Genomic DNA, 20108 nt, shown 5'->3' with positions numbered 1-20108 from the left:
CCCGATGCGTTCCCAGATTCCGAGTCCGCCCTGCACGCGTACGCTGAGTAGCGGCCGCGATCGACGCGGGCAAGGAAGGCTCCAGTGAACATCACCCTGCTTCGACGTTTCGTCGCCGTCGCCGAGGAGCTGCACTTCCCTCGAGCAGCTCACAACCTCGGCATCCCGCTCGCTTCGCTCTATTCATCGATCGACAAGCTCGAGGAAGAAGTCGGCCAGCCCCTCGTCACCCGCGACGGAGAGACCAGGCTGACCTCGGTGGGGCTGCTGCTGCTTCCCGATGCGCAGAAGCAGGTCGCTGCAGCGCCCGCCGAGACGAAGAAACCGGTGAAGGCCGGCGGAAAGGCGAAAGCGTCGAAGGGTCGGGGTCGCGCACCGGTCGTGAAAGGTCAGCCGAAGCCGTACAAGAAGCGTCAGGGACGCTGAGAACTCACAGCTCCGTGACCTGACCGGCTTCGACGCGCCAGCGCCGATCGGTCTGTACCGTGTCGAGCATCCGTCGATCGTGGGTGACCAGCAGCAGCGTTCCCCGATAGGACTCGAGCGCCTGCTCCAGCTGTTCGATGGCCGGCAGGTCGAGGTGGTTCGTCGGCTCGTCGAGTACGAGCAAGTTGACTCCTCGCGCCTGCAGCAGCGCGAGCGCAGCTCGCGTGCGCTCCCCCGGTGAGAGTTCGTCGACAGCACGATCGACATGATCGGCTCTGAGGCCGAACTTGGCCAGCAGCGTGCGCACCTCGCCGGATGCCATCTCGGGCACGAGCTCTTCGAACGCGGCAGCGAGCGGTTGGACACCGGTGAGCAGCGAACGCGCCTGATCGATCTCTCCGATCCGGATGCTGGCGCCGAGGCTCGCGGTGCCTTCATCCGGATGCTGCTGGCCTAGCAGCGCGCGCAGCAACGTGGACTTTCCCGCGCCGTTCGGGCCGGTGATGCCGATGCGCTCTCCTGCATTCACCTGCAGCGAAACAGGGCCCAATGTGAAGGACCCCTGGCGGAGGACCGCGTTGCTGAGCGTCGAGACCACTGAGCTGGAACGCGGTGCCGAACCGATCGTGAACTCGAGCTGCCATTCCTTGCGCGGCTCCTCCACCTCGTCGAGCTGGGCGATCCGGCTCTCCATCTGACGCACCTTCTGCGCCTGCTTCTCGCTGGATTCGGCAGATGCCTTGCGCCTGATCTTGTCGTTGTCGGGCGACTTCTTGATCGCATTGCGCACGCCCAGGCTCGACCACTCGCGCTGCACACGGGCGCGAGAGACGAGATCGGCCTTCTTGTCGGCGAACTCGTCGTACTTCTCGCGCGCATGACGGCGGATCGTGGCACGCTCCTCCAGATACGCGTCGTAGCCACCGCCGTAGAGGCGGTTCGAGTTCTGCGCGAGATCGAGCTCCAACACACGCGTCACGCTGCGTGCGAGGAACTCACGGTCGTGGCTGACGAGCACGACGCCGCCACGGAGTCCATGCACGAACGCCTCCAGCCGCTCCAGCCCGTCGAGGTCGAGGTCGTTCGTCGGTTCGTCCAACAGCGCGATGTCGAACCGCGACAGCAGAAGTGCTGCCAGGCCGACACGAGCAGCCTGTCCGCCTGAAAGCGACGTCATGAGCACGTCCTCGGCTCGCGCGCGCTCGAAGACGAGGCCGAGGTCGGCGAGCACTGCGGGGATGCGCTCCTCGAGGTCGGCGGCGCCGCTCGCGAGCCACCGTTCCAGCGCAGATGAATAGGCATCGGCGGGGTCGACGCCGTCCGCAGCGAGCGAAGGATCGCCGAGAGCCTGTGCCGCGGCATCCATGTCTCGCGTCGCCGCAGTGCAGCCGGTACGGCGACCGATGTAGTCGACAACGCTCTCTCCTGCGACGCGTTCGTGCTCCTGCGGGAGCCATCCGACGAACGCATCGGCCGGCGCCAGTGCGATAGAGCCGGACTGCGGCTGGTCGATGCCGGCGAGCAACCGCAGCAGCGTGGATTTACCGGCGCCGTTCGCACCGACGACGCCGACGACATCACCGGGTGCGACCGTGAGATCGAGTTCGTCGAAGAGCGTGCGGTGGCCATAGCCTCCGGCGACGCCTCGAGCCACGAGGGTTGCGGTCATCATCCAATCCTGCCACCGGATCACGCAGTATCCGGACTGCGCGACAATGATGGAGTGGATGATCTGCGCGTGCCTCCAGGACCAGGCGCTCCCCGCGGACTCACGATTCCGGCGAGCGAACTGATCGAGCAGTTCTCCCGCTCTTCGGGGCCCGGTGGGCAGGGCGTCAACACCACGGACTCGCGCGTGCAGCTCAGTCTCGATCTGGGCACGACGACCGCATTGAGCGAGGTTCAACGCGCGCGCGTCATCGATCAGTTAGCTTCGAGACTGGCCGGCACGGTGATCACGATCAGCGCCGCCGAGCACCGTTCTCAGCGGCAGAACCGGGTCGCAGCGAGGGAACGCCTGGCCGCTCTCATCCGAGAAGCTGTCATGCCACCCAGCATCCGTCGCTCCACCAAGCCGACTCACGGCTCACGGCGTCGTCGACTGGATGAGAAGCATCGGCGCTCCGAGACCAAGTCAGGCCGCAGACGTCCCACGGGTCAGGACTAGCGGCGACCCGCTCTCAGCTCTTCGGAAGCCGCGATCGCAACGTGTCGAGGCTCTGCTGCGCCCCGCGGCGGACTTCGACCTCTGGGTCCTTGAGCAAGGCCCGGATGCGGTCGATGTCTCCTGTAGAGCCGATGGCGCCCAACGCCCTGGCTGCAGCCGCGCGCACGCGGGGAACCTCGTCGCCGAGCAGGTCGGCGAGTTCGGATGCCGCGTCGAGGTCGCGTGCGGCGGCGAGCCTCGCGCCCATCTCGCGTACACGCCAGGCGGGGTTGCTCAGTGTGCTGATCAGAAGCGCGGTCGCGGATTCGTCGACGACCGAGTCGTCCCAGACGTGCAGAAGCGCGCGCGCGCCCCAGAGCTCTGGCCAATACAGGACCGGCGCGCCGTCCAAGATGCCACGCGCATGCTCTCCACCGACGAACAGCAGAAAATCCGACCCCTCGTTGTTCCCCGCGAGCAGCGAGAGGGAGCGCGACACCACAACCTGCTCGCCGTACCGCTCGACGGCGACCGCCAGACGACGCTCAAGAGGAAGCTCGACGGGAACGGGGGCCGGGGATGCAGGTGAGTTTCGGGACACCCTTCAACCATAGGTGGGATGCGCGGTGCCGTGATCCTCAATCCCAGTCGAGGTACTCCTCGATGATGACGGCGGTCTCGATCGGATGCGTCGCCGGGAACAGATGGTCGGCGCCGTCGACGGTCTTGATGCTCGCGCGTTCGGGAGCGGTGGACTGCAGAGCCTCGGCATTGGCCGACGGCGTGACCGCGTCATCCGTCGCCTGCACGATGAGCACCGGGATGGCCGGCGCCAGCGGAATCTCGTCGTCCTCGACGCCGAGCAGCAACAGGCCGTTGACCCGATCGGTGTGATCTGCGGCGAAGATGCGTGCGGCGGTGCCACCGAACGCGTGGCCTCCGATCCAGGTGTGATCGAGTCCGATGTGGTCGATCACCCGGACAGCATCCTCGACCCGCTCGCGCAGCGTAGCCGCACGATCCTGACCGCCTGCTTCGGCACGAGGGCCGATCCGCACGACATGGAAGCCAGCCTCTTCGGCGAGATAGTGCGCGACCACTCCGAGCCCGTCGCCGTTGAGTGCGCGGCCCGAGATCAGCACCAATGGGACGGGGCCCTCGCCTTCTTCGATGTACGGAATTGCGCGGCCTTCCGGCTCAAGAATGCTCTGCTGCGTCATAGTCGTCTTTCTCTGGTGCTGGTGGCGGCCGGCTGTGCCAGGTTCGTCGCTGACATCCACGATACTGTCCGATCTTGTGTCCAGAACCATCGCTGCGAGCAGGTCGTGCTGACCGTCCCGCTCATCGTGCCGAACGAGACGTCGTTCCACGTCGAGGACTGCACGACAGACTCCGACCCGGCGATCCTCGCTGGCGTGCAGGACAATCCTGGCTCGATCAGGTCGCGCTCAGCGGTAGTCGACGAGTTCGACATCGTCCGCACCTCCGTTTCTAAACGGACGCCGTCATTAACGCTAGGCGTTAAATCGGAACTCCACCGCATTTCGCCACGGATAGGCATCTCACCAGCTGGCCCCGACCTCTCCCTACTTCGCATCGAGGCAGGACACGAGCGCGTCTGCGACCTCATCCGCCGTTCGTGCTGTCGTGTCGAACTCCAAGACCTCATCGGACCACGCCGCGTAATCGGCACGACGCCGCTCAACGTCCGCCCAGGTAGGGTCGCCGACATGCACGAGACCGCGATCCCTGTTGCGGAGTCGCTGCTCGTGCGTTCTTGCGTCCTTGATCACGAGGTACACGAAGACGAGCCGTCCGCCTGTGCGCGAAGCCGCAGTCCGCCAGGTCTGCCGAGCCTCGTCACTATCGTTCACCGCATCCACCACGACGCTGTGACCGAGGTGCAAGTTCAACTCGGCCATTGCGCGGGCTGCTTCGTAGGCGGCGACTCCGACTCGCCAACTCGCAGGCAGTCCGCAAGCGAGCATCGATTCCTCCACCGCGTCGATGGATAAATGAAGTGAGCCCATGAGCGCGGCGGCGATCTCAGCAACACTGGTCTTTCCGACACCGGGAAGGCCGGAGATCACGACGAGATGAGCACTCAAGCGATTCGCAATCCGGTATCGCCCGCGATCGTCGACAATCTCCACCTCCAGGCCGTGACTGGATTCCAGCCTACGTTGCCGCGTTTCGTCTCGTTTCGCTGGCTCAACGACCGGGGCAGGTCACACGTTGAAGCGGATCTCCACCGAATGCCCACACGAAGCAACCTATACGTTTCACGCAGCGGACTCTCCGGTCATCCAGCCCATCACGGATCCGTTGATCGGAGGACGCGACTGAGCCAGCCCGGACGGCGCAGTGAAGCGCGTTCCGAGCCAGGCCCAGCCGCGTCAGAGCGCGGGGCTCAGGAAGTCACCGAGCGGACAATCTCGGCGATGCGTTTCTCAGTGGGTTCGTCGATGGTCTCGAAGTACCAGGCTGCGGGCATCAGCGTTCCGTCGGAACCACCTGCAGGGACGAGCTCGACCTTTTCGGTGAGAGCGAGGTTGACGCGCTCGTCGTTGCGCAGCGTCACCAGCGCAGGAGTACTCGCAGAGAGCGCGTAGGCGGGCATGCCGTACCAGATCCGCGGCTTCAGCCTGGGCTCGGCAGCCACGATGACCTCGTGCACTCGCTGCACGAGTGACCGCTCCGGTTCGTCCATCTTCGCGATCTTGTCGAGCACCTGGGCGAGGTTCTTCTCGTCTTTCGATACCATGTCATGTCCTTTCCTCAGCCGATGCCCCGCATCGGCAGGTGAAGTCGGCGCAACGATGCGCCGCACCTCATCCGGACATGTCCTGAGCGAGTCAGGCCTCTCCGCGATGTTTCAGACGGTCCGCGCCTGGAAGTGCAGTCGGCAGCGTCTGCTGCCACGCCAAGGGTACCGCAGGCGCTTGCAACGGCGCGAGCCGAAGAAGAGCGGAACGGACCGCGTTCTCGCCCCTTCGGTCACACGTTGAAGCGGAACTCCACGACGTCGCCGCGCATACCAACCTCTGAGTGGACAGCTTCACGGACCCGCCATGCCATCTCGCCGCAGCCTAGTCGCGAAGGTCGATCCACCTCTCGTGCTCGCGCAGACTTCTGAGACCTCGCACCCGCGCTCGTATGCATCCAAGCGCTCAGAGGTAGAGGCAACTCTCGACCAGTAGGTAGACTGACCTAACTACCATACGGAGGGCAATTTGAATCAAGGTTCCGCGCGAGAGCGGCTGCTCGGTGCTGCGGCGAGACGCTTCTACGAGGACGGTGTGCACGCGACAGGAATCGACACGATCACTTCTGAGGCCGGGGTCGCGAAGAAGAGCCTCTACAACAACTTCTCGTCCAAGGCAGAGCTCGTCAGTGCCTATATCGACGCCCGCCACAAGGAGTGGCTCGGCCTGCACCAAGCACGTGCAGCGAAGGCCTCCACGACGACAGACGACGTGTTGGCAGTGTTCGATGCCTACATCGACCACGCGAACGATGTCTACAGCAAAGGCTTCCGGGGATGCGGGCTACTCAATGCGGCCGCCGAGTTTCCAGTCGGACACCCCGCCCGCTCAGCCGTGGGCGCGCACAAGGAGCAGGTGGAGCGGATTCTCGCCGAGAGCCTGGGAACCATGGTCTCCGAAGCCGAAGCACTGGAACTGGCCGAGCACTTCAGCTTCCTCCTCGAAGGGGCTGTCGCACGGGCAGGTCTCGAGGGCACCCCGGAGCGCCTCGAGCATGCACGGACGATCGCATCGCGGATGCTGGCCGCATTGTGAGGCGGGGATCCCTGACCGGCATCTTCGCGGTGCTCGCTGCCGCCTTCCTGTGGGGTACGACGGGGACTGCGGCGACCTTCGCGCCGACAGTGGGCCCGCTGGCCATGGGCGCGGCCGCGCTTGGCATCGGCGGGATCCTGCAGGCAGCGATCGCCGTCCCGTCGCTCCGCCGGGAGGGTCCCGCGCTGGCTTCGCATCGTGGGACAGTGATCGCCGGAGCCGCAGCCGTGGTGATCTACCCGCTGGCCTTCTACAGCTCGATGCATCTGGCTGGCGTCGCAGTCGGCACGGTCGTGTCCCTCGGATCTGCGCCGATCGCCTCGGGGCTTCTGGAGCGGGTGATCGAGCGACGCAGGCTCAGCGTCTGGTGGATGCTCGCATCGGTTCTCGGCATCGGGGGTAGCACAGTGCTGTGCGTTGCGAAGATGCACCACGCGCCGAGCGAGACGCTCCCCACGGTCGCCGGCGTCATCCTCGGTCTGGTTGCTGGCGCGACCTACGCCATGTACTCGTGGAGCGCTCACCGCCTCATGAACCGCGGCGTCGGACGCGCGGCAGCGATGGGCGCAGTCTTCGGCCTGGGCGGCATTGCCTTGATGCCCGTACTTCTGCTCACCGGCGCACCGCTCATCGCTTCCGCCCAGCCCATGATGGTCGGGGTCTACATGGCACTGATCCCGATGTTCCTGGGATATCTGCTCTTCGGGTACGGCCTCACGCGCGTCAATCCAAGCGCCGCGACAACGCTCACCCTCACTGAACCCGCGATCGCCGCCATCCTGGCCGTGGTCATCGTCGGAGAGCGCCTCCCCGTCATCGGATGGGCCGGGCTCGCGGGCATCTGCGCCTCGCTCCTGGTCCTCTCGCTCGCACCCGCGACACAGGCGCGTGCCGCTGAACCGTCGCGTTCGAGCGAGCTCCCGATAGGTCAGGAAGTCTGAATCAGTCAGCCAGAGATGGACGTCGGGCAAGACTTGGAGATCCGCCCCAGTACCGGGATCGAAACACTTGGTGCGGCCCAGAAAGTTCCGTGGAGAGGTTACAGCGCAAACCGAAATTCCACCACGTCGCCGTCCTGCATGACGTAGTCCTTGCCCTCGAGGCGCGCCTTGCCCTTCGCACGGGCCTCGGCGACGGAGCCCGTAGCGACGAGGTCGTCGAACGAGATGACCTCGGCCTTGATGAAGCCCTTTTCGAAGTCAGTATGGATGACACCGGCGGCCTGCGGCGCTTTGGACCCCTTGGGGATCGTCCACGCGCGAGCTTCTTTTGGACCAGCAGTCAGATAGGTCTGCAGGCCCAGCGTGTCGAAGCCGATACGCGCGAGCTGGTCGAGGCCGGACTCGTCTTGGCCAGTGGAGGCGAGCAGCTCCGCAGCATCCTCCGGGTCGAGGTCGATGAGCTCCGACTCGATTTTCGCGTCAAGGAAGATCGCCTTGGCCGGCGCGACCAGCGCTTCGAGCTCGGCCTTGCGCGCAGCATCCGTCAGCACAGCCTCGTCGACGTTGAAGACGAAGATGACCGGCTTCGAGGTGAGCAGGCCGAGCTCCTTGATCGGTGCGAGGTCGATGCCACTCACCGAAAGCAGGATGCCGCGTTCCAGCGCATCCTTCGCGGCGTTCGCAGCCTCGAGGACCGCAGGATCGGCCTTCTTGCCACGCACTTCCTTCTCGATGCGCGGAAGTGCCTTCTCGACGGTCTGCAGATCGGCGAGCATGAGCTCGGCGTTGATCGTCTCAAGGTCGCCCTTGGGGTTGATCGCACCCTCGACGTGCACGACATCGTCATCGGCGAAGCCGCGGACGACCTGGGCGATGGCATCCGCCTCGCGGATGTTCGCGAGGAACTGGTTACCCAGCCCCTCCCCTTCGCTGGCGCCGCGCACGATACCGGCGATGTCGACGAACGACACGGCTGCCGGGAGGATGCGCTCGCTGCCGAAGATCTCGGAGAGCACATTGAGTCGTGAATCGGGCAGGTTCACCACACCGACATTCGGCTCGATCGTCGCGAACGGATAGTTCGCTGCGAGCACGTCGTTCTTGGTGAGTGCGTTGAAAAGAGTCGACTTGCCGACGTTGGGCAAGCCCACGATCCCGATAGTTAGAGCCACGGGGAACGAGTCTACCCGGCGGGGATGCTGCGATCCTGCGGGAGCGCGAGCGACACCACCCGACCGAGAGCCGGGTCGAATCGACGCTCAACTGCGCACAGCGCGATATGCCGTCGTCACATACGGCAGGTCGATCGTCGCCCCTGCGTCACTGAGACCGAGCTCGTCGAAGAGCTCGTCCATCGCGCGTGCGATGCCGACGCGCTCCTCTGCCGACGCGGTGATGAGATAGCTGCGTGACGACGCCATCTGATGCAGTTGTGCCCTGTTCATCGGACGCTTCCACTCCCACCGACCCGTCTCGATCTGACCAAACGGTTCTGTGATCTGCGGCCCCAGCGAATCGGGACCGTTGACCATGTTCTCCGCCGGGCTGCTGTGCATGACCTCGGTCAGGCGCCGCACCCACGCCTCTCGCTCGTCGCGGATGTTCCAGATCAGTCCGAGCACTCCCCCGCTGCGCACGACGCGACCGATCTCGACCGATGCCGGGACCGGGTCGACCCAGTGCCACGCCTGACCGAGCACGACAGCGTCGAGTGCTGAATCGGGCAGAGGCAGATGCTCGGCGGTGCCGGCGAACGTCGGCACTCCTGGAACACTTTCGCGCAGTTTCGCGAGCATCGCGGGGTCTGGGTCGATCGCGACGACCTCGGCGTCCGGCGCCTCGACGAGTACTCGGGTGAGCTTGCCCGTGCCCGCGCCGACGTCGGCGATCCGGCGGGATCCGTGCGGCAACTTCTCGAGCATCCACGCCACAGCCTCGAACGAGTAGTCGGGCCTGGCCGCCTCATAGTGGTCGGCCGCCGCGCCGAAGGATGTCGCTCGCGCATCGCTCATGTCGCCAGCCTACGGCGAGTCTGCGACGTCACCCAGGTCGGCGGAGAGAAGGTGGACACGTGCCATTGGACTTCACCGCAATCGACTTCGAGACGGCGAATTCCAGCCCCGCCTCTGCATGCTCCGTCGGACTCGTCCGTGTTCGCGACGGCGAGGTCGTCGCCGCCACCGGATGGTTGATCCGCCCTCCGGCAGGACACGATGAGTTCCAGCATTGGAACATCAAGATCCACGGCATCCACCCAGAGGATGTACGCGACGCTGCAAGCTGGGAAGAGCAGTTCGACCGCCTGTGCTCTTTCGCTGGCGCCGACGTCCTCGTCGCGCACAATGCCGGCTTCGACACGAAGGTGTTGCGCAGCGCATCCGAAGTCACCGGACTCGAGTGCCCTCCGTATCGCTCGCTGTGCAGTTTGCAGGTGGCACGCAAGACCTACGAACTCGAGTCCTATCGCCTGCCGATGGCGGCAGCGGCCGCCGGATTCGCCGAGTTCTCGCACCATGACGCGCTGGCGGATGCTCGGGCATGCGCCCAGATCGTCATCGACGCGGCCGCACGGTCGGGTGCCGCCGATGTCGATGAACTCGCGCTGGCTCTGAGTCTGCGGGTCACTGATTCTCCCGCGCGCGTCCTGGAGCGCGAATCGACCGCACGAGTGCTGGAGCGCGCGGTCGCCTGATCACGCGCTGGTGCACCGGACGCGCCTCTCGCAAGGCACAATGAGTGCATGACGAATCCCGCCGGCGCCTCCCCCGTCAGCCTCGAAGTCATCGAGGGCACCTTCGATCTCGCTCGCCAGGGTCGCACCGGGCCGCTCGGCGAGATGATCGACGCCGGAGTGCCGATCGACGTGCGCAACCCGCGCGGCGACACCGTGCTGATCGTCGCGACGTACGCGGAGCAGGAGCACACCGTCGCGGATCTCGTGCGACGCGGGGCCGATCTGAATGCGTTGAACGCATCAGGTCAGACGGCGATCTCCTGTGCGGTGTTCCGGAAGAACGAGACTCTGCTGCGCATGCTGCTCGACGCGGGCGCCGATCCGGATGCCGGTCCGCTCTCCGCCGTCGCGATCACCGAGCAGTTCGCCCTTCCTGAGATGCGCGCGATCCTCGACGAGTACGCGACCCGCTGAACTCCGCCCTCCCCCGAGCGGAGCGGCGTGCGGCCGATGTCCGTGGCCGGGTGCACGCTGGATCCATGGATGCTCCGCTGATCGCTCTCTTCACCGTCGCTGCCCTTGCAGTCGGCCTCGTCGTGGGCTGGTTCGCGCGTGCGGCGCGTGATGCCGCAGAGCACCTCGGCAGCACGACCGAGCTCGCTCGCACACAGGCAGAACTCGCCGCCGCTCGGGATGATCGCGACCGGCAGTACGACCTGTATCGGGATGCTGTGGAGCATGCCCGTACTGAGCAGCGGGCCGAGGCGCAGCGGGTGCACCAGCAGAATGCTGTGCTGACGGCGCTCGCTCCGGTACGCGAGTCGTTGCAGCAGATGCAGACCAAGGTCGCCTCGCTCGAGCAGGAGCGGCATGCGCAGTTCGGCTCTCTCACCGAGCAACTGCGTCGAGCTCAGGAATCCGATGAGGCGCTGCGCGCGACAACCGAATCGCTCGCCGGTGCCCTCCGTTCGACGTCGACCCGCGGAGTGTGGGGTGAGACACAGTTGCGCCGCGTCGTCGAGGCGGCGGGCCTCACCCGGCACGTCGACTTCGATCTGCAGTCGACGATCTCGTCTGATCGCGGTCAGGGACGCCCCGACATGGTCATCCGCCTCGCCGGCGGCACCTCCATCGCAGTGGACGCGAAGGTGCCGCTCGACGCGTATCTCGAGGCGAGCGCGCTGAACGGCGGTGATGCGCAGGAGGCGCAGCGCCGCCAGTTCATGCAGAAGCACGTCAAAGCCGTGCGCGCACACATCGATGCGCTGGCGAAGAAGGCGTACTGGTCGGGGCTGGACGCCAGCCCCGAGTTCGTGATCTGCTTCCTCCCCAGCGAATCACTGCTCGCCGCCGCGATCGACGAGGACCCGACCCTGCTCGACTACGCGTTCGGCAAGCGTGTCGCGCTCGCGTCGCCGGTCAACCTGTGGGCGGTGCTGAAGACTGTCGCATTCACCTGGAAGCAGCAGGAGGTCTCGTCCGAGGCCCGAACCCTGCTCAACCTCGGCACGCAGCTGTTCGACCGTCTCGGCGTCGTCGCCGGGCACGCCGATGACTTGCGGCGAGCCATCGAGCGCACGGTTGAGAGTTACAACCGCTTCGCGGGTTCGCTCGAGAGCCGTGTGCTGGTCACCGCGCGTCAGTTCCCCGGAATCGACGCTTCGACCTTGGAGGCCGCCCCCCAGCCGATCACGACCTCAACGCGCCGGTTCACCGCACCTGAGCTGGCCGAGAGCTTAGAGCGGGCCGATCACATGCAGCAGGTCGAAGACTCTCATCTGAACGAGATCCAGGCTGATCTCGACGCCGTGCGTCAGCGAATGGATGAGCGCTAAGCGCTGTACGGCACCCAGCTGAGCAGGGCGATCACGAGGCCGGACGTCACGACGAAAGCGCCGATCATCCACCACGAGCTGAGCTCGTGCCCCTCGGGACGGCGCACACGGAACAGCACGTCGGCACGGCGAGCAGGATCGACGTTCGCCGGAACCGCCGTCGCAGCTGCGGCAGCGGCGACACGAGCCGCTTCATCTTCGGGCGTGACTCGAAGGATGCGGCCGGTATTCGTCGTGACCATAGCCGTCGCCCGCGACTCGGTGTCCCGCGTCTGCTCCGTGGTCATCTCACCCTCCTGGATGCCGTCGTGATCTATGACGGCGACGAACCCAGGCACTATTGTGCCAGCAAAGCCTGAGTATGGCCGGATGCGGGCCATGCGTTGGCATACCGGGTCGATAACGATCAGGGCAGCGCGAACAGGGGAAATGCCCCTTCGTGCCTCAGAGCCACTTGGAGACGAGGTGCTCCGAGGCGATACGACGGAGGGTCCCTGACGCGCCACGCAACACGACCGATTCCGTGTACACGTAGTTGCCTTCGCGACGGACGCCTGCGACCAACTGCCCATCGGTCACTCCGGTCGCGACGAAGATCGTGTTGTCCCCCTTCACGAGCTCATCCGCTTCGTAGACGTAATCCATCTGCAGCCCTGCGTCGATGCCCCGCTGACGCTCGTCGTCGTCACGCGGCCAGAGCCGCCCCTGAATGTGGCCACCGAGCGCCTTGATCGCGCACGCCGTCACGATGCCTTCCGGGCTGCCTCCGACACCGACGCACATGTCGGTGCGGGCGCCGTGCCGCGCGGCGTTGATGCCGCCGGCGACGTCGCCGTCACTCATCAGACGCGTGCCGGCACCGGCAGCACGGATCTCTTCGATCAGCTTCTCGTGGCGCGGACGGTTCAGCACGGAGACGACGATCTCGTCGACCGGTTTGCCAAGAGCCTTGGAGAGCAGACGGATGTTCTCACCGATGGGCAGCCGGATGTCGACGACGCCGACACCCGCAGGCCCGGTGACGAGCTTGTCCATGTAGAAGACACTCGATGCGTCCAGCATCGTGTCTCGATCGGAGACCGCGATGACGGAGAGTGCGTTCTGACGACCCGCCGCGGTGAGCGACGTGCCATCGATCGGATCGACAGCGATGTCGCACTCCGGGCCTCGACCGGCACCGACGGTCTCGCCGTTGAACAGCATCGGGGCGTTGTCCTTCTCGCCCTCGCCGATGACGACACGGCCCTGGAAGTTCACGGTGCCGAGGAACGCGCGCATCGCGTCGACCGCCGCGCCGTCCGCGGCTTCCTTGTCGCCGCGGCCGATGAACGGCACTGCGCGGATCGAGGCGGCCTCGGTCGCACGAACCAGTTCCAGCGCGAGGTTTCGATCAGGACGCAAGGGGCTCATATCGGCCGTCAGACTCACCATGTGGTCAGCCTAGCCAGCAGATTGCTCGGAACCGCTGGTGTTTCACGCGAATTCACACGAAGGAATCGCGTTTCTTAACACTGGCGAAGAGTGCACGGAGAGTGCCGGCGCCTGGGCCCGCGGCATCCGCTCGCCCGCACCGATAGAGTGAAAGCTGTCCCGGCTTCATCTATCGCAGGAGTTTTCATGCCCGTCGCCACTCCGGATCAGTACGCAGAAATGCTCGACCGCGCGAAGGCCGGTGGCTTCGCGTATCCCGCCTTCAACGTCTCCAGCTCGCAGACCATCAACTCCGTCCTCCAGGGGCTGACCGAGGCCGGCTCCGACGGCATCATCCAGGTCACCACCGGTGGCGCCGACTACTTCGCCGGCCACACCGTGAAGGCCCGCGCGACCGGCGCTCTCGCATTCGCGCGCTACGCCACCGAGGTCGCCAAGAACTACCCGATCACCGTCGCCCTGCACACCGACCACTGCCCGAAGGACGCCCTCGCCGGCTTCGTCGAACCGCTGATCGCAGCCTCCGAAGAAGAGGTCAAGGCAGGTCGCAATCCGATCTTCCAGTCCCACATGTGGGATGGCTCGGCTGTTCCCCTCGCGGAGAACATCGAGATCGCGAAAGACCTGCTCCCCCGTATGAAGGCGATCAACGCCATCCTCGAGGTCGAGATCGGCGTCGTCGGCGGCGAGGAGGACGGCGTGAAGCACGAGGGCTCGAACGAGGCGCTCTACACGACGATCGCCGACGTCACCCAAGCCGTTGAGGCGCTCGGTCTCGGCGAGCACGGCCGCTACATCGCCGCCCTCACGTTCGGGAACGTGCACGGCGTCTACAAGCCGGGCGGCGTCAAGCTGCGCCCCGAGCTGCTCGGCGAGATCCAGGAAGGCATCGCGGCGAAGTTCAACACCGGCGCGAAGCCGCTCGACCTCGTCTTCCACGGCGGCTCCGGCTCCACCGACGAGGAGATCGCACTCGCAGTCGCCAACGGCGTCATCAAGATGAACATCGACACCGACACGCAGTACGCCTACACGCGTGCGATCGCCGACTACATGTTCAAGAACTACGACGGCGTCCTGAAGGTCGACGGCGAGGTCGGCAACAAGAAGCAGTACGACCCGCGCGCGTGGGGCAAGGTCGCTGAGTCGGCGATGGCCGTTCGTGTGGTCGAGTCGACCCGCCAGCTGGGCTCGTACGGCCAGTCCAAGAGCTGAGCCGCGAAGTGTGAGACTGCCTCGGCCCGGTTTCGGGTCGAGGCATTCTCATTGCCAGCACGCCCGCCGCAGGAGGCCTTGCCACTGGTCGCCACAAGGAGCATCGTTGAAGCATCCGATCCACGAGGAGGGGTGTGATGGCGATGCAGGCGAAACCCGGTGACCGGTTGATCGTCGAAGGGCGCACCGATACCGCGCACAGGCGAGAGGGCGAGATCCTCGAGGTCCATGGCGAGAACGGATCCCCGCCCTACATGGTGCGGTGGGACGATGGGCACGAGGGCACGGTGTATCCCGGATCCGATGCCCATGTCTCGGAGAGCTGAGGCGCATTTCGCTCATCGAAAGTGCCTACGACTCACTCCGCCATGCGTTCCCCGTCCGGTGACAGCACCCACCACACGTCGTTCACGCCCTGACCCGCGACGTCACCGGCTGCGGCATCGCCTGCGAAGTAGTACAGCGGCCAGCCGTTGAGCGTCACCTGGGTGGAGCCGTCCACCCCCGTGATCGTGCCGAGTTCGCCGGTGACCCCATCACCCGCCACCGGGTCGCCATCTGTGGTCACCGCCGGCCAGCTCGTCGCACACTGCCCTCGCAAGTGCTCTCCCCTGCGCCTTGTGTGTCGCTGTCGAACATGTAGACGGTCATGCCTTCGGCATCGACCACGATCTCACCGAGCTGGGAATCGGCGACCATGAGCTGAGCGCCCTCTTCCGTCATGCCGTATCCGTCGCCAGGGTCGGGTGCCGGGTCCGCCGTGTCGGACGTGCCGCCTGCGCAGCCAGACAACGCCAGTGTGAGCAGAGCAGCCATCGCGGCGGCCTTGCCGATCTTCGTGAACATGGATCGTCCCTTCCTCTGCGATCGCAACTGCGGTCACCGGGGAAACGACGCCGACGCGAGAAGGGTTCAACCGGACAGTTCGACGCGCATGAGCACCTGCCCCGACCCGACGGCGCGGATCTCCAGCGTCTCGATCCCTCCGAGATCCAGCGCCGTAACCGCGCTGAGCTGAGCCGTCGTCCTTGGACGCGCACGCCAGCTGGAAACGGCCTCCTCAGCGCCGTCCCTGCCGATCACGTACAACTCGTATGGCCAGTCGGCATATCCCCCGCCTGAGCCGCCGTAGATGCACTCCAGATCGATGCGCGTGCCCCAACCGACCTCGGTGAGCTCAGCGGTCGCTTCGAGTGGGATGTCCGAGGTGGCCTGCACGTGACGACTGTGGTCTCCTCGGGTGCCGGCGCAAGCGGCAACGTCACGCGACGAGACGGATCCGGTCCCGCGGGAGTCTCTGCAGGATGGGACTCCGCGTGTCTACGCTCGATACGTCCGAGCAGACCGATCACCGGCGCGAGTTCGGCGACCGCACGGCCGCACGCCTCGCAGTCGTCGAGATGCTCCTCGAAGCGGCGGCGATCCGCCGAGTTCAGCGCGCCCATCAGGTACGCCGCGTCCCATTCGGCGAAACGCGTGTGATCGGCGTTCATCGCGTCACTCCCTTCTCCTGCAGCGCGAGTCGCAGGGACCGGATGCCGTAGTGCAGACGCGACTTCACCGTTCCCTCCGGAACATCGAGTTCCGCTGCGATCTCGGCGATCGTGCATCCGCCGAAGTACGCGCGCATGATGACCTCACGGTGATCATGCGTCAGCGTGGCCAGCGCATCCTCGATGAGGATCGACTAGAACAGCGCGTCCGTGGCATCCGTCCACGACCGCGTCGTCGACGTCTCCTTGGGGGTCATGAGCCGAGCATGACTTGGCGGCGCCGGTCACGGCCGGTGAGTGCCGGCTACCGGGCCCGATACACTTCGAGGATCGTCGGCGCGTCAGCCGGACGCTCCAGCACGGTGATCTCGTCGCCGGCCTCGATGCGCCCCGTCGAGATGACGCGCAGATAGGCGCCGAGCCGCCCCGCCAGAGCGAAGCGCTTGACCCAGCCGCGCTCGTCGTCGCCACCGACCCACCGCGCGAACGTCTGGCACGGGTGGCGCGATGTCGTCACCTCGACGATCACGCGCCTGCCGATCTGCCACCGCTCCCCGACCTTGGCCGCGTTCACGTTCATGCCGTCCACGCGCAGGTTCTCCCCGAACCATCCGGACGGCAGCTCGCGTCCCAGCTCGTCTGCCCAGTACTCGGCATCCTCCTGCGAGTACGCGTACACCGCCTGATCGAGCCCGCCGTGGTTCTTGCGGTCGGCCTGCACATCGGCATTGACCCCGTACGCGCCGACGCGGACCGAGCCCGACACCGGACGCTTGTCGATCGCCGTCGTGCCGACGGGACCGGCATCCGGTCGGAGCTGATGCACCACGCAGACAGCGAGAACGCTCGCGGCGCTCAACGGCCCGACATCCCGTCGACATACGCCATGAACGCCGGATCGCCCATCATGGGCACCATGATGCAGATCGACACGATCAGCATGGTGACCGCTGCACCGACCAATGGCACCCACCAGGTGAGTTTGCCGGTGCGCAGGCGGCGTATGGAGAGCCAGGCAGTGATCACCCAGCCGATGACGAGGAGAACCGCTGCGATCGTGCCCCACAGCCTGCCCTGAGCGAAGTTCGTGAACTCTCCCTCGATCCCGAGGATCTTCATGCTCCCGTTCATGACCGTCGGCAGGTCGAGATACGAGATCCCGGTCATGATGACGTTGATCACGCCGTAGGCCAGCAGCCCGATCGTGATGACTCGGTCCCATGGCCGTGCCTTCATGACGGCTCCAGCGGATGCCTGCGGCGCCCGCTGATCGCTCACCGACGCAGCGGGCGGTGCGGCGGGCGGCGCTGTGCGCGACGCGGCAGGCGGTGCCGCGTCCAGCGGCGGGAGTCCTGCGAGCCGTCGCTGTTCATCCGGGGTCGCATACTCGCCGTACTGGGGCCGCTGATCGGTCATCCCGACATGCTAACCGGCTCGTCATTGAACAGATCGCAGGAAGACGAGCGTCGCACGCAATGACAGCCCGTCGTAGAGATCTCGACGGCCCCAGAGGAGTGGGGACTACTCTGGGGCCGCCGAAGCGGAACGCTGGGGACGCTCACACCTCAAGATGAAGATGCGCTGGGGACGCACTCTCCATCTGCAGCACCGTGATACGAGTGCTGCGCGACAAGCCTAAATCAACTGTCGCGCCGAGCGCGCGCGGTCGCCGTTCAGGAAACGGAGGAATCCGCCGTCGCACGACCACCGAGCGCACGAGCGTCGCGCTGTCCGGAGGCGTCCTGGCGCAGCTCCTTGGGTAGGGAGAACATCAGGTCCTCCTCGGCGGTGCGGATCTCCTCCACATCGCCGTAGCCTGCGGCGGCCAGTGTCTCGAGCACCTCGCGCACGAGAACCTCTGGAACGGAGGCCCCGCTCGTCACTCCGACCGTGGCGACGCCGTCGAGCCATTCCTGCTTGATCTCCTCGGCGTAATCCACCCGGTACGCCGCCTTCGCTCCGTACTCCAGAGCCACTTCCACCAGTCGCACGCTGTTCGACGAGTTCGACGAGCCGACGACGATCACCAGCTCGGCGTCTGCCGCGACCTTCTTGATCGCGACCTGACGGTTCTGGGTGGCGTAGCAGATGTCATCCGACGGCGGGTTGTGCAGTTCAGGGAAGCGCAGGCGCAGCCGATTGACGGTCTGCATGGTCTCGTCGACCGAGAGCGTCGTCTGAGACAGCCACACGACCTTCGAAGGGTCCTTGACCTGGACGGTGTCCGCTTCCGCGGGAGAATTCACGATCGTGACGTGCTCAGGAGCCTCGCCAGCCGTTCCCTCAACCTCTTCGTGACCCTCATGGCCGATCAGCAGGATCTCGAAGTCGTCGCGGGCGAAGCGAACGGCCTCGCGGTGCACCTTGGTGACCAGCGGGCAGGTCGCGTCGATCGCGTGCAGTCCTCGATCGGATGCCGCGTCGACGACCGCGGGAGAGACACCGTGCGCACTGAACACGACGTGCGCACCGGTCGGGACCTCGTCGACCTCTTCGACGAAGACCGCGCCCTTCTCCTCGAGCTCGGTGACGACATGGATGTTGTGCACGATCTGCTTGCGCACGTACACCGGGGCGCCGTAGCGCTCGAGCGCCTTCTCGACGGCGACGACGGCACGATCCACACCCGCGCAGTAACCACGCGGTGCTGCGAGCAGAACCCGCTTCTGTCCGTCCACCGGGATATCCTGAAGCCGCGCCCCGCGCGATCGAGGGATGCGGGGAACGGGGAGATGTACGGTGGCCTGGCTCACACTCCGATCCTACCTTCGAACGGTCATGACAGGCCTGGACGCACGCTCAGGCGCACAAGCACGAAAGGGGGCCGGATGACGGTCTTCGAAGCGACACCGGCGAAGGGCGAGGCTCCCCCGGCCGACGCCGTCGCACCGCGCGACTCGACGGCGGATGCTCCGACCTCGGTCGCCCGGCTGAACACCACGATCCGCGACTTCATCGCGCGCTGGAACGTCGTCTGGGTCGAAGGCGAGATCACCTCGTGGAACGCGCGCGGCGGCAACGTGTTCGCCCGTCTGAAGGACACTCAGTCCGACGCGCAGATCTCGATCCGCATCTGGTCGAGCGTGCGAGCGCGCATCCCTGCCGATCTCGGCATCGGCGACCACGTCGTCGCTGCGGTGAAGGCCGACTACTTCGTCAAGGCCGGCGATTTCAGCTTCACGGTGTCGTCCATGAAGCACGTCGGGCTCGGCGACCAGCTCGAGCGCCTCGAGAAGCTGCGTGTCCAACTGCGCCAGGAGGGACTGTTCGATGCGTCCCGCAAGAAACCCTTGCCGTTCCTCCCGCACACCATCGGCCTCATCACCGGCGAGAAGTCGGATGCCGAGAAGGATGTGCATCGCAACTCAGAACTGCGCTGGCCTCAGGTGCGATTCCGCACCGAGTACGCCGCGGTGCAGGGCGATCGCTGCGTTCCGGACACGCTCTCCGCACTGGCCAAACTCGACGCCGACCCCGACGTCGACGTCATCATCATCGCCCGCGGCGGCGGCGATCCGCAGACCCTGCTCGGGTTCAGCGATGAGCGTCTCGTGCGGGCGGTGGCCGCAGCATCCACGCCCGTCGTCTCGGCGATCGGGCATGAGAACGATCACCCTCTTCTCGATGATGTCGCCGACCTCCGCGCCTCGACGCCGACCGATGCCGCCAAGCGCGTCGTCCCGGACGTCGGAGAGCAGCGCGCGCTGATCGGGCAGCTGCGCTCACGCGCGACCACTCGGCTCACGCAGCGCATATCGCACGACATCCTGCAGCTCGAGCAGCTGCGTACGCGCCCGGTGCTGCGATCCCCCGATCCGATCATCGCGAATCGGGCACAGGAGATCTGGCTGCAGGTCTCGCGCGGACGCGACACGATCACGCGCCGCCTCGACGCCGCCACGCGTGCGACCAGCGAGTTGCGCGCATCTCTCCGGGCGCTCTCGCCTGCAGCGACGCTGGCCCGCGGCTACGCGATCGCGCACCTCGACGGCGGTGTGATCCTGCGAGACGCCGCGGATGCTCCGGCCGGCGCCGCACTGACCATCACCGTCGACCGTGGGTCGCTCGCCGCCCGCTCAGAGGGCGAGATCGCGGAAGCCCCCGCCGGCCCGGCCGGTGCCTGAGCCCGACGCGCGCTGGACGTAGA

26 protein-coding genes and 1 pseudogene are annotated in these 20108 nt (G+C 66.0%); 10 read left to right on the top strand and 17 right to left on the bottom strand.

What is annotated here, in order from left to right:
- Positions 1 to 84 precede the first annotated feature (84 nt).
- Positions 85 to 426: a LysR family transcriptional regulator gene (locus tag HDC95_RS01330; RefSeq protein ID WP_259061385.1), complete on the top strand. Its 342-nt coding sequence runs from the start codon at positions 85 to 87 to the stop codon at positions 424 to 426.
- A 4-nt stretch (positions 427 to 430) separates the two neighbouring features.
- On the opposite strand, the gene HDC95_RS01325 is transcribed toward HDC95_RS01330, so the two are convergent.
- Positions 431 to 2095, bottom strand: coding sequence for an ABC-F family ATP-binding cassette domain-containing protein (locus HDC95_RS01325; protein ID WP_259061384.1), 1665 nt, complete (start codon positions 2093 to 2095; stop codon positions 431 to 433).
- A gap of 54 nt (positions 2096 to 2149) precedes the next feature.
- Between HDC95_RS01325 and arfB the strand changes: the two genes are divergently transcribed.
- Entirely contained in the window at positions 2150 to 2593 is a 444-nt protein-coding gene (gene arfB, locus HDC95_RS01320) for an alternative ribosome rescue aminoacyl-tRNA hydrolase ArfB (RefSeq protein WP_259061383.1), read from the top strand.
- Between the two features lie 13 nt (positions 2594 to 2606).
- Here arfB and HDC95_RS01315 read toward each other — a convergent pair whose 3' ends face one another.
- The 4 genes from HDC95_RS01315 to HDC95_RS01300 all read right to left on the bottom strand — a co-directional run bounded on the left by HDC95_RS01315 (position 2607) and on the right by HDC95_RS01300 (position 5336).
- Positions 2607 to 3173, bottom strand: coding sequence for a HEAT repeat domain-containing protein (locus HDC95_RS01315; protein WP_259061382.1), 567 nt, complete (start codon positions 3171 to 3173; stop codon positions 2607 to 2609).
- 37 nt (positions 3174 to 3210) lie between these two features.
- Entirely contained in the window at positions 3211 to 3792 is a 582-nt protein-coding gene (locus HDC95_RS01310) for an alpha/beta fold hydrolase (protein WP_259061381.1), read from the bottom strand.
- A 366-nt stretch (positions 3793 to 4158) separates the two neighbouring features.
- The gene (locus HDC95_RS01305) at positions 4159 to 4680 is read right to left on the bottom strand and encodes an AAA family ATPase (protein ID WP_259061380.1); all 522 of its coding nucleotides are present in this window, start codon (positions 4678 to 4680) and stop codon (positions 4159 to 4161) included.
- Positions 4681 to 4982: 302 nt separating this feature from the next.
- Entirely contained in the window at positions 4983 to 5336 is a 354-nt protein-coding gene (locus HDC95_RS01300) for a DUF1801 domain-containing protein (RefSeq protein ID WP_259061379.1), read from the bottom strand.
- Positions 5337 to 5805: 469 nt separating this feature from the next.
- Between HDC95_RS01300 and HDC95_RS01295 the strand changes: the two genes are divergently transcribed.
- Together HDC95_RS01295 and HDC95_RS01290 are read left to right on the top strand one after the other, a co-directional pair.
- Complete coding sequence (locus HDC95_RS01295; RefSeq protein WP_259061378.1) at positions 5806 to 6372, top strand: TetR/AcrR family transcriptional regulator; 567 nt, start codon at positions 5806 to 5808, stop codon at positions 6370 to 6372.
- Complete coding sequence (locus HDC95_RS01290) at positions 6369 to 7313, top strand: DMT family transporter (RefSeq protein WP_259061377.1); 945 nt, start codon at positions 6369 to 6371, stop codon at positions 7311 to 7313. Before HDC95_RS01295 ends, HDC95_RS01290 begins: the two co-directional genes overlap by 4 nt.
- 98 nt (positions 7314 to 7411) lie before the next feature.
- On the opposite strand, the gene ychF is transcribed toward HDC95_RS01290, so the two are convergent.
- Together ychF and HDC95_RS01280 are read right to left on the bottom strand one after the other, a co-directional pair.
- Entirely contained in the window at positions 7412 to 8485 is a 1074-nt protein-coding gene (gene ychF, locus HDC95_RS01285) for a redox-regulated ATPase YchF (protein WP_259061376.1), read from the bottom strand.
- Between the two features lie 87 nt (positions 8486 to 8572).
- The gene (locus tag HDC95_RS01280) at positions 8573 to 9325 is read right to left on the bottom strand and encodes a class I SAM-dependent methyltransferase (RefSeq protein ID WP_259061375.1); all 753 of its coding nucleotides are present in this window, start codon (positions 9323 to 9325) and stop codon (positions 8573 to 8575) included.
- Positions 9326 to 9384: 59 nt separating this feature from the next.
- On the opposite strand from HDC95_RS01280, the gene HDC95_RS01275 reads away from it, so the two are divergent.
- The 3 genes from HDC95_RS01275 (at position 9385) to rmuC (ending at position 11822) form a co-directional block, all read left to right on the top strand.
- A complete protein-coding gene (locus HDC95_RS01275) occupies positions 9385 to 10005 on the top strand; it encodes a 3'-5' exonuclease (protein ID WP_259061374.1) in 621 nt (206 codons plus the stop codon).
- 48 nt (positions 10006 to 10053) lie between these two features.
- Positions 10054 to 10461: an ankyrin repeat domain-containing protein gene (locus HDC95_RS01270; protein WP_259061373.1), complete on the top strand. Its 408-nt coding sequence runs from the start codon at positions 10054 to 10056 to the stop codon at positions 10459 to 10461.
- Between the two features lie 65 nt (positions 10462 to 10526).
- A complete protein-coding gene (gene rmuC / locus HDC95_RS01265) occupies positions 10527 to 11822 on the top strand; it encodes a DNA recombination protein RmuC (protein ID WP_259061372.1) in 1296 nt (431 codons plus the stop codon).
- On the opposite strand, the gene HDC95_RS01260 is transcribed toward rmuC, so the two are convergent.
- The gene (locus HDC95_RS01260) at positions 11819 to 12109 is read right to left on the bottom strand and encodes a hypothetical protein (RefSeq protein ID WP_259061371.1); all 291 of its coding nucleotides are present in this window, start codon (positions 12107 to 12109) and stop codon (positions 11819 to 11821) included. The two genes, rmuC and HDC95_RS01260, sit on opposite strands and share 4 nt — an antisense overlap.
- Before the next feature lie 157 nt (positions 12110 to 12266).
- Positions 12267 to 13253 (bottom strand): class II fructose-bisphosphatase, encoded by a 987-nt coding sequence (gene glpX, locus HDC95_RS01255; protein WP_259061370.1) that lies wholly within the window; start codon positions 13251 to 13253, stop codon positions 12267 to 12269.
- A gap of 186 nt (positions 13254 to 13439) precedes the next feature.
- On the opposite strand from glpX, the gene fbaA reads away from it, so the two are divergent.
- Both fbaA and HDC95_RS01245 read left to right on the top strand, forming a co-directional pair.
- Complete coding sequence (fbaA, locus tag HDC95_RS01250; RefSeq protein WP_259061369.1) at positions 13440 to 14468, top strand: class II fructose-bisphosphate aldolase; 1029 nt, start codon at positions 13440 to 13442, stop codon at positions 14466 to 14468.
- A 137-nt stretch (positions 14469 to 14605) separates the two neighbouring features.
- Complete coding sequence (locus HDC95_RS01245; protein WP_310503213.1) at positions 14606 to 14794, top strand: DUF1918 domain-containing protein; 189 nt, start codon at positions 14606 to 14608, stop codon at positions 14792 to 14794.
- A gap of 32 nt (positions 14795 to 14826) precedes the next feature.
- Here HDC95_RS01245 and HDC95_RS01240 read toward each other — a convergent pair whose 3' ends face one another.
- The 8 genes and pseudogenes from HDC95_RS01240 to HDC95_RS01210 all read right to left on the bottom strand — a co-directional run bounded on the left by HDC95_RS01240 (position 14827) and on the right by HDC95_RS01210 (position 18639).
- A complete protein-coding gene (locus tag HDC95_RS01240; protein ID WP_259061368.1) occupies positions 14827 to 15036 on the bottom strand; it encodes a hypothetical protein in 210 nt (69 codons plus the stop codon).
- The gene (locus tag HDC95_RS01235) at positions 15033 to 15314 is read right to left on the bottom strand and encodes a hypothetical protein (protein WP_259061367.1); all 282 of its coding nucleotides are present in this window, start codon (positions 15312 to 15314) and stop codon (positions 15033 to 15035) included. Before HDC95_RS01235 ends, HDC95_RS01240 begins: the two co-directional genes overlap by 4 nt.
- Positions 15315 to 15380: 66 nt before the next feature.
- Positions 15381 to 15686 (bottom strand): hypothetical protein, encoded by a 306-nt coding sequence (locus tag HDC95_RS01230; RefSeq protein ID WP_259061366.1) that lies wholly within the window; start codon positions 15684 to 15686, stop codon positions 15381 to 15383.
- Positions 15687 to 15856: 170 nt separating this feature from the next.
- Positions 15857 to 15913, bottom strand: a pseudogene (locus HDC95_RS16865) (zf-HC2 domain-containing protein); the annotation flags it as partial.
- Positions 15914 to 15957: 44 nt separating this feature from the next.
- Complete coding sequence (locus HDC95_RS01225) at positions 15958 to 16146, bottom strand: sigma factor-like helix-turn-helix DNA-binding protein (RefSeq protein WP_310503231.1); 189 nt, start codon at positions 16144 to 16146, stop codon at positions 15958 to 15960.
- A 119-nt stretch (positions 16147 to 16265) separates the two neighbouring features.
- A complete protein-coding gene (locus tag HDC95_RS01220) occupies positions 16266 to 16790 on the bottom strand; it encodes an MOSC domain-containing protein (protein WP_259061365.1) in 525 nt (174 codons plus the stop codon).
- A gap of 26 nt (positions 16791 to 16816) precedes the next feature.
- Entirely contained in the window at positions 16817 to 17377 is a 561-nt protein-coding gene (locus HDC95_RS01215; protein WP_259061364.1) for a DUF6264 family protein, read from the bottom strand.
- Between the two features lie 257 nt (positions 17378 to 17634).
- Complete coding sequence (locus HDC95_RS01210) at positions 17635 to 18639, bottom strand: 4-hydroxy-3-methylbut-2-enyl diphosphate reductase (RefSeq protein WP_259061363.1); 1005 nt, start codon at positions 18637 to 18639, stop codon at positions 17635 to 17637.
- A 150-nt stretch (positions 18640 to 18789) separates the two neighbouring features.
- Here HDC95_RS01210 and xseA point away from each other — a divergent pair, with 150 nt between their 5' ends.
- The gene (gene xseA / locus HDC95_RS01205) at positions 18790 to 20085 is read left to right on the top strand and encodes an exodeoxyribonuclease VII large subunit (protein WP_259061362.1); all 1296 of its coding nucleotides are present in this window, start codon (positions 18790 to 18792) and stop codon (positions 20083 to 20085) included.
- The last annotated feature ends 23 nt before the right edge of the window (positions 20086 to 20108 follow it).

The sequence above is a fragment of the Microbacterium sp. AK031 genome (genome assembly GCF_024807145.1).
Lineage (GTDB): Bacteria > Actinomycetota > Actinomycetes > Actinomycetales > Microbacteriaceae > Microbacterium.
Note: the sequence above shows the minus strand (reverse complement) of the source record. Positions and strands in the feature narration are given on the sequence as shown.

Coding starts and splice junctions, on each gene's coding strand:
- HDC95_RS01270 (WP_259061373.1), top strand. CDS start 10,054: ATGACGAATCCCGCCGGCGCCTCCCCCGTCAGCCTCGAAGTCATCGAG.
- rmuC (WP_259061372.1), top strand. CDS start 10,527: ATGGATGCTCCGCTGATCGCTCTCTTCACCGTCGCTGCCCTTGCAGTC.
- HDC95_RS01235 (WP_259061367.1), bottom strand. CDS start 15,314: ATGTTCACGAAGATCGGCAAGGCCGCCGCGATGGCTGCTCTGCTCACA.
- HDC95_RS01325 (WP_259061384.1), bottom strand. CDS start 2,095: ATGACCGCAACCCTCGTGGCTCGAGGCGTCGCCGGAGGCTATGGCCAC.
- HDC95_RS01300 (WP_259061379.1), bottom strand. CDS start 5,336: ATGGTATCGAAAGACGAGAAGAACCTCGCCCAGGTGCTCGACAAGATC.
- HDC95_RS01245 (WP_310503213.1), top strand. CDS start 14,606: ATGGCGATGCAGGCGAAACCCGGTGACCGGTTGATCGTCGAAGGGCGC.
- HDC95_RS01280 (WP_259061375.1), bottom strand. CDS start 9,325: ATGAGCGATGCGCGAGCGACATCCTTCGGCGCGGCGGCCGACCACTAT.
- HDC95_RS01260 (WP_259061371.1), bottom strand. CDS start 12,109: ATGACCACGGAGCAGACGCGGGACACCGAGTCGCGGGCGACGGCTATG.
- fbaA (WP_259061369.1), top strand. CDS start 13,440: ATGCCCGTCGCCACTCCGGATCAGTACGCAGAAATGCTCGACCGCGCG.
- HDC95_RS01310 (WP_259061381.1), bottom strand. CDS start 3,792: ATGACGCAGCAGAGCATTCTTGAGCCGGAAGGCCGCGCAATTCCGTAC.
- xseA (WP_259061362.1), top strand. CDS start 18,790: ATGACGGTCTTCGAAGCGACACCGGCGAAGGGCGAGGCTCCCCCGGCC.
- HDC95_RS01215 (WP_259061364.1), bottom strand. CDS start 17,377: ATGACCGATCAGCGGCCCCAGTACGGCGAGTATGCGACCCCGGATGAA.
- glpX (WP_259061370.1), bottom strand. CDS start 13,253: ATGGTGAGTCTGACGGCCGATATGAGCCCCTTGCGTCCTGATCGAAAC.